This window comes from Microcoleus sp. PH2017_12_PCY_D_A (assembly GCF_020738565.1).
Taxonomy (GTDB): Bacteria; Cyanobacteriota; Cyanobacteriia; order Cyanobacteriales; family Microcoleaceae; genus Microcoleus.
Genome location: NZ_JAEQCI010000173.1, coordinates 1 through 9,171, shown reverse-complemented (window position 1 = coordinate 9,171; position 9,171 = coordinate 1). Strand labels below are relative to the sequence as shown.

The window sequence follows — 9,171 nt, the reverse complement described above, 5'->3', positions numbered from 1 at the left end:
CAAAGAAAACTAAAATCCCCTATCCCAATTGGTTCGTAGTAAGGACTTTAGTCCTCTAAGAAAGGATGCGGACTAAAGTCCTCACTACGAACCTTTTTGATGGTGGCAAATTAAGTTACAAATAATAAATTCAAGCAGAACTACCACTAACACCAGTAATAACAGCCGCACCAATCAAATGAGCCAAACGCAAAGCTTCAGGAACCTTACCAGTATCAGTCAAACGCTGGAGTACCAGCGCAATTACTTCCGGTTGTTCGCCGCACACTTGAAAAAAGAAAGGTTCAAAAGCGTAAATTTTCCCAGCGCGGTGCAACAATTCTAAACGGTATTCCGAGTCAGGTACATGGCCGAGGGCTTTTTCAATAGCAGCTAAATCTGGTTGGTGGCGCATGACAGCAACGCACGGAATTTGCAGCCGCGATGCTAACTCAGGAAGGTCAATAATATTGAAACCGCCGAAAGCAATTCCGTCAAGCAAAACCAGATGCAATTGCGGCAAAAATTTGCCTCCGAGCAGTAGCTGACAAATCGCCTCAGTGGCGTCTAATCCGTCCGGGAGGACTTGTCCCCAGACCATTCCTTCAAATCTAGTCCCCCCGCAGACTACTCCGGCGATCGATACTGGGCGGCCGCTGCTACGAGAAAAGGGTGCGTCGTCAAAGCCGATAACCTTAATTGTGCGATCGAGCCTGAGTAATTCTGCCAGTTTCAAATTTTGGACTTCCCTAAACTAAAAATTTTTAGATAAATTGGACTTTGACATATTATCATAGATGTTACAGACTCGAACCATAAGTAAATCCACTTAATTAAACGTAAAAGAAGGCTCGCGCTCAAACTTGCTGTGTATGTCTTTCTTCTTCCTTCTTCTTTCTTCTTTTTACCCGCTCGCGAAGCCGAAGAGCCTTCTTCTTCTTCTTCTTCTTCTTCTTCTTCTTCCTTCTTCCTTATTCATTACATCCGTTACATCCGTTACAAAATCCGTTGCCGAACTTCCTTCTACTTAAAAAGGTTTTAAACACTTGACAAAAAAATACGTAGCTGCAATAGATCAAGGAACCACCAGCACCAGATTTATCATATTCGATCGCCTGGGACAGATAATTTGCAGCAACCAACAAGAACACCAGCAGATTTATCCACAACCGGGATGGGTGGAACACAATCCCGAGGAAATTTGGCAGCGCACTCAAAGCGTGATTAAAAATGCGCTCGAAATCGGCAATATCGATGTGAAAGATATTGCGGCTCTCGGCATTACCAACCAGCGCGAGACTGCAATTGTTTGGGACAAAAACACGGGAAAATCCTACGGGAATGCGATTGTGTGGCAAGATACCCGCACTCACCAAATTTGTACTAGCTTAGCAGAAGTTGACGGCAAAGATCGATTTCGAGAGCGCTGCGGTTTGCCGCTAACAACTTATTTCAGCGGGCCGAAAATTAAGTGGATGCTGGACAATATTGCAGGATTGCGGGAAGCTGCAAATCGAGGCGATGCGATTTTTGGCAATGTCGATTCTTTTCTAATTTGGCACCTCACAGGCGGCGCGCACGTTACCGATGTTACCAACGCCAGCCGCACGATGCTGATGAATTTGCAAACCCTCGATTGGGATGCCGAAACTTTGGAAATCATGGGAATTCCCCGCCGGATGCTGCCAGAAATTCGCCCTTCAAGTCACGTTTTTGGCACTGCGAAAGGATTGTTAGATGGTGTTCCAATTGCTGCTGCTTTGGGAGATCAGCAGGCGGCTCTTGTCGGGCAAACTTGTTTCAATGTTGGGGAGGCGAAAAATACCTACGGTACGGGCTGTTTTATGCTGCTGAATACTGGTGAGGCGATCGTCCCTTCAAAAAGCGGGTTGCTGACAACAGTCGCCTACAAGATGGGAGAATCGCCCGCTGTGTATGCTCTCGAAGGCTCAATTGCGATCGCCGGAGCATTAGTGCAGTGGCTGCGCGACAACCTGGGCATCATCAACACATCTGCGGAAGTAGAAACATTAGCAAATACAGTCGAAGATAGCGCAGGAGTTTACATTGTCCCTGCCTTTTCTGGACTCTACGCACCTTATTGGCAAGACAGCGCCCGGGGAGTAATTGCAGGTTTAACTCGCTACGCGACTAAGGCACACATTGCCCGCGCAGTATTGGAAGCGACAGCTTGGCAAACACGGGAAGTATTGGATGCGATGAATCAGGATTCGGCGGTGCAGCTTTTGTCTTTAAAAGTAGACGGTGGGATGGTGGGAAATCACACGCTAATGCAGTTTCAGAGCGATGTTTTGGGAGTGCCTGTGGTGCGGCCTGCGGTAGCGGAAACTACTGCACTCGGGGCGGCTTATGCGGCTGGTTTGGCGGTGGGTTTTTGGAGCAAACTAGCCGAATTGCGGGATAATTGGGCGGTGGATTGTATTTGGGAACCGCAAATGCCGATCGCACTTCGCGAGCAAAAATACCGCTTTTGGAAAAAAGCAGTTTCCCGCACCTTCGACTGGGAAGAATGAATCGTTGATGTGAAATATGCTGTATCACTCGGCGATTGAAATCGCTGCTATACAAACAAAGTCTGCCTGCGCCGACTGAAGAATAAAAGAGCTCGGGAACCCGGATTTGATATTAACCATAAATCTGTATTTAGTGCTATCATCAAATGCAGCACAATTTTTCAATCTGCAAATAAATGATTTCGCTAAATAACTTAAAAAAAATCCTCACCCTCATCCTATTACTACTGACACTGGCATTTGCAGAAATCGCCACTAATTCCCAAAGTGCGATCGCAGATACAGCGACAACTCCCGCAACCGCAACCGCCGCCGAAGTCTTCACCACCAACTGTGCAGGCTGTCACATCAACGGTAGCAACATTATCAGGCGCGGCAAAAACTTGAAACAAAAAGCCTTAAAAAAATATAAGATGGACTCGATTGCCAATATTTCAAATTTAGTAACCAACGGTAAAGGTATCATGCCCGGTTACAAAGATCGTTTGTCCGAACAACAAATTATCGATGTTTCCGCCTACGTGCTATCCCAAGCCGAAACCGATTGGAAATAAAGGAGAGGTATTGGAAGTTGAAAAAACATAATTTTTCGCGTAAAACTTTAACTATCATTAGCTTGTGCTTGTATCTAATCTTAGCTATCAGTCCGCCCGCCTTCGCCTCAATTCATAAATATCCAGAAAAAGCAGACAGAGTAATGTTTCGCTCAGTACAAAGCCTGCGCGACACTGATGATAAAGCGTGGCAAGTTGTTTTGTATAAGCGAGTACAGTCGGGATTGGTAAACTCCTTTAACCTGAGATTAGTAGGATTTCCCGGCACAGAATTGCAGCATCCTGTAGCGCTAACTGTTGCTGCGGGCGATCGCGAAATTGGTAAAGCCAAGGATATTTGGAGCGAGTCGGATTTGCCGGTTAACGTCGGAGAATATGATTTTAAATCAATAATTACACAACTGGAAAGCAATCAACCTTTAAAGTTGAGTTTGCCCGTGAAAGGTGAAAAAGAAACTGGATTGCTGGTTCCTCCTTTTGGTGTCAGAGAATGGCGACTGTTGTTAGACACGAAGTAAATATACTTATTTCATCGCCGTCTCAAGTTAAAGTTCATAGAATTTGGTGTATCAAAAGATACCATGCTCAACTACGCCTTAAGGTAGATTTAACCCTATTTCAAGGTCATTATGAAACAAACTAAATGTAGAGTTAGTCTAGTGATAAAACTCCATTGTTTATAATGTGCGTGTCTTCAGGGTGAAATTGCTATGAGTTTAATCAGTACAATTGTCCGAAAAGCTTTGGAAACGGGTTATTTAACGGTTGAGGCCGAGGAACTGTTGCGACAGCAGTTGCAGATGACTAAGTACGGTTTAGAAGATTTTGAGGCTTTTATTACTTTGCAAAAAGAGGTGATGGAAGGTAGGGTAAGACAGCAGGCTTTGGAATTATTGCGATCGTCGCCCAAATGTCCTGTCACTGCTTGAATCGAAGGTGATATATCGGCCTTTGCAGGGCGGGTAAGATGCCCGCCAGACACAAAACTTTATCTTCGTTTGCTATTGTTTCCGGTTGTTTCGGTATCCTAGGATTGGGGAAGCAGGTTGGTTGGTTTGGAATTTTTGACTGCAGATGTCAGCGAATAAACACGGATAAACGCTGATGGGATGGATATAATTTTCTATGGGTTTGCTTGTTGGGGAAGTGCGGGCTACTTCAAAAAAGCGCACGCAAAGCCTTGACAAATGTTTCTACTGTATTCCTAACTGTTGCCTTAACGCTTCTGGCACTTTAACAGCTTTGCCTAAACCTCGAACATTTTCCCACTTGGTATTTTCGTTCCAATTGAGCCGTCACATAGTCCATGATGTCGTAGATAGTGATGCACTTATCTGCGATCGTCAGTCCTCTTTCTGTACGGATAATCGCTGTTTGTTCCTTAGATAGGGTTGTCATTTTTATACCCTCCTAGAAGTTGTATTTATATTGGTCGAAAACCCTGTACAAAATTCATCCAGCGATCGACTTTATTACCAGTAATGTCCAAAATAGGGATAGAACGAGTTCTGGATATTGGCAGCCCTGCTTCTTCCTGAGAATATTCGATCGCACTGCGCTCTGGTTTGCCTAAGCCGTAGGTATTCGCAGTATCGCTAGCTAACTGACAGGTAATTCTGAATGTCCCCATGCTAATTCTGCCATTTCCGGCCCTGTACTCCCAATCTCTAAAGCCAGCCCCTGGTATCTCCTGACAATCAGCATAGGTCACCTCAAACATCTTAGCAATATGCACGTCATAGAGGCGCAATTGACCCCCAAAGGCAGATTTTGTGGTCTCCGTTTCTGACACCGTAAGCGTATAGGTTCCTTCTCCGTGTTGAAGTCTCATCGGAACCTTTGTCTGGGCGATCGCCCCTGGCATCTCCTGAATGACGGTGACAGATCCCCAACTCAAAGTAATAGCAGTCAAGCTGGTGAGGAATAATTCTTTCGCGCCTTTCATTTATTTCTTAAAAGCTATAGTCTACTTGTTGCATATATTTAATTTTACTGTAACTGTAATTTTTAAGAATAATTTTACGGTTATACCTACATTTTATGTATTGAACCAACTGCCAAACTATAGGATCGTAACTATTGATGGGCAGATTTACTTCGTCAAAGGCGATCGGCTCGCTCAGCAATGAATTGGGAGCATCTCAGTTTAGCATTTAATAGTGCTGTCCCCCCTCGCGTATTAATACGATACGCGAGGGGGGACAGCACTATAATAAAAATGTTTTTTGCAAAACTGAGATTCTCCCCTGAAATTGGACATCAGGAAATAATCCAACCATGAGTGAGCCGTTGCTCAGACGCCGCCCCAAATATGCAATTTAAATGCAGAATTGCTTGCTGGCAAACGCTGCTTGAATTTATCCTCAAACAAGCAAGGCTGCTAACAGAATTTTTACCGCTTCCCCTCCCAGAAGACACCTGGTGTTCGCGGCACTTTCTGTAACTTACGCTTTTACGCTAAGTTAGAATGGCAAATTTCTACCAGTCTTCAAAACCATGCCATCAGCAGTACCAGTTAAGATCGTAATCACAACCCCAACTCCAACCAGCGCGGGTACTAGGCCCGGAGGCTCTGCTACCGCTCGCAATGGTACCAGCGGCCCTGACTCCCTCAGCGGTACTGCCGGCGCTGACTTGATTTTCGGTTTGGGAGGCCCGGACAGCATTTTAGGTTTGGGGGGAAACGATAGCCTCTACGGCGGCGACGGCGACGACTCAATCCTGGGCGACGCTGGTAATGATTTGCTGTTTGGCGGTGCAGGGCGCGACAGCGTTTTGGGCGGCGCGGGCGACGATACTTTCTACGGGGGGAAAGGTGCTGACTCGGTAAGCGGGGATGATGGCAATGATTTGCTGTTTGGCAACCAAGACAGCGATACTTTGTTGGGTGGCGCGGGCAATGATACGTTTTTTGGCGGTGCCGGCGATGACTCGCTGGTTGGTGGCGCCGGCGATGATTGTTTATCGGGCGATCGCGGCAGAGATACTTTAACTGGTGGCGCTGGAAATGATACTTTTTCGATCGGGCGTTTGGCAGATGCGGATGTAATTACAGATTTTACTGTTGGTACGGATAAAATTCGTTTGAATGCCGGCCTTACCTTTGCCGAACTCACCATTTCTGCTGGGACCGGAACCGTGCCGAGTACAATTGTTCAGCTTACAAGTACCAAGGAAACTCTGGCTACTGTATTGGGAGTTACTATCTCTCGGACGGACTTTATTTTTTAATTGGGAATGGGTAATTGGGATTGGGTAATTGGGAATTGGTAATTGGGCTGGCGGCTACTTGTTAGTTGTAAGTTGTTGAATGTTGATTTTTTTCACTCAAAATATCCAAGGTTTGCAAGTAACGAAGTAATTTGAAATAATTTCATTTTTTCTTATTTCTTCTATGCCATTAAACCAGTAATTTCGTTATTCATTGTATCAAGTAAACCAGTTACTCTCCTCTTCCCTTTTCCCTGTTTTCATCCTAAGCAAAGCCTTTATAGCCCTCTTCGTTCTTCCCTAATTCCTTGACTTTTCAATCCGTTACATCCGTTACATCCGTTACCAAATCAGTTGCCGAACTTCCCTCTTCCTTCTTCCTTCTTCCCTCTTCCTTCTTCCCTCTTCCTTCTTCCTTCTTCCTTCTTCCCTCTTCCTTCTTCCTTCTTCCCTCTTCCTTCTTCCTTCTTCCTTCTTCCTTCTTCCTTCTGACTAATGACTATTGACGGTTTTCTCAATCTCAACAAACCTGCGGGCATGACATCTCACGACTGCGTGGGGCGAGTGCGCCGAATATTGAAACTCAAACGAGTCGGACACGGAGGAACCCTCGATCCGGCTGTGACTGGCGTTTTGCCGATCGCCCTCGGTAGAGCAACCAGACTGCTGCAATTCCTCCAACACCACAAAGCTTACCGAGGTACGATTCGATTTGGCTTAACTACCGCTACGGACGATTTAGAAGGAGAAATTCTGCATTCTCAACTGGTGCCGGAGTTGAGTTTGGCACAAGTGCAAGCTGGACTGCCGAATTTTATCGGCAAAATCCAGCAATTTCCGCCGAGTTTTAGTGCGGTTCAGGTGGGAGGAAAACGGCTTTACGAGTTAGCTAGAAAAGGCCAAACTGTGGAAGTTGCTGCTAGGAATGTCGAGGTTTTTCGGCTGGATATCTTGGATTGGCGGCCCGGGGATTTTCCCGAATTGGATTTGTCGATCGCCTGCGGGGCGGGTACTTACATTCGGGCGATCGCCCGGGACTTGGGCGCACTCTTGAATGCCGGCGGTACTTTGGCGAATTTGACTCGCACCGAAAGCAGCGGTTTCTCGATCGACCAAAGCCTCAGTTTTGCAGAATTAGAACTGCAAGTGCAGGAGAATACATTCAGCCCGATTTTGCCATCGGCGGTTTTGGGACACTTAGGCGCGATCGTCCTTTCTCCTGAATATACCAAACGCTGGTTTCAAGGACAGCGCCTCCCGATTCCCGAAACGGCGATAGAAGCCGAGAAAAGTAGCAACAATCCCCCCGAAAACTTAATACCCGAATCTCCCTATCCCTTGCAAGTTTATGACCCTGATGGTAATTTTTTAGGTATCGGTCAAGTAGCAAACTCCGAAACAAGTACCATATTGTCTCCTCAAATTGTGTTTTAGCTATCCAAGAGGTAAAAATGAAAATAGGTATAATTGGCGCGGGAAATGTTGGCGGAACTCTCGGACGCATTTTAACAGCAAAAGGTCACTCCATTGTATTTGGCGTCAGAGATCCGCAGAGTGCAAAAGTGCAGTCTGCTGTAGAAGCTACAGGAGGAAATGCACGAGCGGCTAGCGTTGGGGAAGCTGCAAGTCACGGTCAAGTTTCGATCTTAGCTACGCCTTGGAATGGCACCCAAGAGGCGATCGCCGCTGCGGGAGATTTGACTGGCAAAATTATAATTGACGCTACTAACCCGATCGAGATGACACCTGCTGGACTTGCTGCTGGACTGACAATCGGACACACTACCTCCGCAGCCGAAGAAATTGCCAAATGGGCGATCGGATCGCAAGTTGTAAAAGCTTTTAATAACATTGGTGCGAGCTGTTTTGAAAATTTGCAGTTCGGTTCGCAAACAGCAACTGCTTTTATTTGCGGAGACAATGCAGATGCGAAGAAAATTGTCACCAATCTTGCGGAAGATATTGGATTTGAAGTTGTAGATGCAGGGGCGCTCAAACAAGCCAGATTGTTGGAACCTTTGGGGATGCTGTGGATTAACCTAGCTTTCAGCGGTATGGGACAAGATTTTGCAATTAATTTAATCAAACGCTGAGGTCAAGATTGTGAAAGTATTGCTGATCGGATTAATTCGAGGCTACAAAATGGGGATTTCTCCTTATTTGCCTAACGCCTGTAGATTTCAGCCCACTTGTTCGCAATACGCGATCGAAGCCATAGAAAGATTTGGGGCTGCCCGCGGCGGCTCAATGGCAGTTAAGCGGATTTTGCGCTGTCATCCTTTTCATCCAGGGGGTTACGATCCCGTACCTCCCAAAGATACTGAGGGGAATTAGTCATTAGTCATTAGTCATTGGGCATTGGCCAAACAGGTCATTGGGTATTAGTCATTAGTCATTGGTCAAACAGGTCAAACAGGTCATTGGTCAAACAGGTCATTGGTCATTAGTTATTAGATTTATTGCAAAAATAACTAGGACGGGATCTCCGGCCCATCCCACAATTTTTTTTCTTGTGGGATGGGCCGGAGATCCCGTCCTTAAATTTTATTAAAAAGAGTTTTGTAAGAGGTCATTAGTCATCAGGAAGAGAGAACAAGTCAAGGGTCAAGTCAGAATAAGCAATCGATCGCTTATATTTCAATACGGTTTACTTAAGACTATTTATGCCCCGGAGATCCCCCTCGCATCCCCCTGATTATTGTCGGGGGACTTTCAGAGCTTTCTTATCCCCCCCTTATTAAGGGGGGTTAGGGGGGATCGATCTTAAGTGAACCGTATTGGCTTATATTTAAGCACTGTCGGGGTGACAAGTCGCCTATAACGCTGATAGAATAAGCCTCCTAGCTCTTATGCCTTGTTGATAATTAGGTAGTTTATGTGGAGACAAAGACATT

The 9,171-nt window shown here is 45.8% G+C and carries 12 protein-coding genes; 8 read left to right on the top strand and 4 right to left on the bottom strand.

Features of this window, described 5'->3' with window-relative positions; genetic code table 11:
• Positions 1-130: 130 nt before the first annotated feature.
• Entirely contained in the window at positions 131-715 is a 585-nt protein-coding gene (locus JGK39_RS31050; RefSeq protein ID WP_293261604.1) for a DUF99 family protein, read from the bottom strand.
• Positions 716-1,025: 310 nt separating this feature from the next.
• Here JGK39_RS31050 and glpK point away from each other — a divergent pair, with 310 nt between their 5' ends.
• From glpK to JGK39_RS31030, 4 genes are all read left to right on the top strand, one after another.
• A complete protein-coding gene (gene glpK, locus JGK39_RS31045; RefSeq protein ID WP_293298680.1) occupies positions 1,026-2,513 on the top strand; it encodes a glycerol kinase GlpK in 1,488 nt (495 codons plus the stop codon).
• A gap of 176 nt (positions 2,514-2,689) precedes the next feature.
• Positions 2,690-3,067 (top strand): c-type cytochrome, encoded by a 378-nt coding sequence (locus JGK39_RS31040; RefSeq protein ID WP_293261598.1) that lies wholly within the window; start codon positions 2,690-2,692, stop codon positions 3,065-3,067.
• Positions 3,058-3,585: a DUF3122 domain-containing protein gene (locus JGK39_RS31035; RefSeq protein ID WP_366049469.1), complete on the top strand. Its 528-nt coding sequence runs from the start codon at positions 3,058-3,060 to the stop codon at positions 3,583-3,585. The genes JGK39_RS31040 and JGK39_RS31035 overlap by 10 nt, the downstream gene beginning before the upstream one ends.
• 192 nt (positions 3,586-3,777) lie before the next feature.
• On the top strand, positions 3,778-3,996 hold the full coding sequence (locus JGK39_RS31030) for a hypothetical protein (RefSeq protein WP_293261595.1): 219 nt from the start codon (positions 3,778-3,780) through the stop codon (positions 3,994-3,996).
• Positions 3,997-4,300: 304 nt separating this feature from the next.
• On the opposite strand, the gene JGK39_RS31025 is transcribed toward JGK39_RS31030, so the two are convergent.
• Positions 4,301-4,465, bottom strand: a complete 165-nt coding sequence (locus JGK39_RS31025; protein ID WP_293261592.1) for a hypothetical protein — start codon at positions 4,463-4,465, stop codon at positions 4,301-4,303.
• Positions 4,466-4,490: 25 nt separating this feature from the next.
• A complete protein-coding gene (locus JGK39_RS31020; protein ID WP_293261589.1) occupies positions 4,491-5,012 on the bottom strand; it encodes a hypothetical protein in 522 nt (173 codons plus the stop codon).
• A gap of 551 nt (positions 5,013-5,563) precedes the next feature.
• Here JGK39_RS31020 and JGK39_RS31015 point away from each other — a divergent pair.
• The gene (locus tag JGK39_RS31015) at positions 5,564-6,298 is read left to right on the top strand and encodes a calcium-binding protein (protein ID WP_293298677.1); all 735 of its coding nucleotides are present in this window, start codon (positions 5,564-5,566) and stop codon (positions 6,296-6,298) included.
• Positions 6,299-6,627: 329 nt separating this feature from the next.
• Here the strand turns inward: JGK39_RS31015 and JGK39_RS31010 are convergent, their stop codons facing one another.
• Complete coding sequence (locus tag JGK39_RS31010) at positions 6,628-6,816, bottom strand: hypothetical protein (RefSeq protein ID WP_293261610.1); 189 nt, start codon at positions 6,814-6,816, stop codon at positions 6,628-6,630.
• On the opposite strand from JGK39_RS31010, the gene truB reads away from it, so the two are divergent.
• Genes truB through yidD form a run of 3 tightly spaced genes read left to right on the top strand, consistent with a single transcriptional unit; the run spans position 6,773 to position 8,611 of the window.
• On the top strand, positions 6,773-7,711 hold the full coding sequence (truB, locus tag JGK39_RS31005; RefSeq protein WP_293261583.1) for a tRNA pseudouridine(55) synthase TruB: 939 nt from the start codon (positions 6,773-6,775) through the stop codon (positions 7,709-7,711). The two genes, JGK39_RS31010 and truB, sit on opposite strands and share 44 nt — an antisense overlap.
• A gap of 17 nt (positions 7,712-7,728) precedes the next feature.
• Positions 7,729-8,370 carry an NADPH-dependent F420 reductase gene (locus JGK39_RS31000; RefSeq protein WP_293261580.1) on the top strand — a complete coding sequence of 214 codons (642 nt, stop codon included), beginning with the start codon at positions 7,729-7,731 and terminating at the stop codon, positions 8,368-8,370.
• A gap of 10 nt (positions 8,371-8,380) precedes the next feature.
• On the top strand, positions 8,381-8,611 hold the full coding sequence (gene yidD, locus JGK39_RS30995) for a membrane protein insertion efficiency factor YidD (RefSeq protein ID WP_293261578.1): 231 nt from the start codon (positions 8,381-8,383) through the stop codon (positions 8,609-8,611).
• The last annotated feature ends 560 nt before the right edge of the window (positions 8,612-9,171 follow it).

Coding starts and splice junctions, on each gene's coding strand:
- truB (WP_293261583.1), top strand. CDS start 6,773: ATGACTATTGACGGTTTTCTCAATCTCAACAAACCTGCGGGCATGACA.
- JGK39_RS31000 (WP_293261580.1), top strand. CDS start 7,729: ATGAAAATAGGTATAATTGGCGCGGGAAATGTTGGCGGAACTCTCGGA.
- JGK39_RS31030 (WP_293261595.1), top strand. CDS start 3,778: ATGAGTTTAATCAGTACAATTGTCCGAAAAGCTTTGGAAACGGGTTAT.
- JGK39_RS31015 (WP_293298677.1), top strand. CDS start 5,564: ATGCCATCAGCAGTACCAGTTAAGATCGTAATCACAACCCCAACTCCA.
- JGK39_RS31010 (WP_293261610.1), bottom strand. CDS start 6,816: ATGCCCGCAGGTTTGTTGAGATTGAGAAAACCGTCAATAGTCATTAGT.
- JGK39_RS31020 (WP_293261589.1), bottom strand. CDS start 5,012: ATGAAAGGCGCGAAAGAATTATTCCTCACCAGCTTGACTGCTATTACT.
- JGK39_RS31025 (WP_293261592.1), bottom strand. CDS start 4,465: ATGACAACCCTATCTAAGGAACAAACAGCGATTATCCGTACAGAAAGA.
- JGK39_RS31040 (WP_293261598.1), top strand. CDS start 2,690: ATGATTTCGCTAAATAACTTAAAAAAAATCCTCACCCTCATCCTATTA.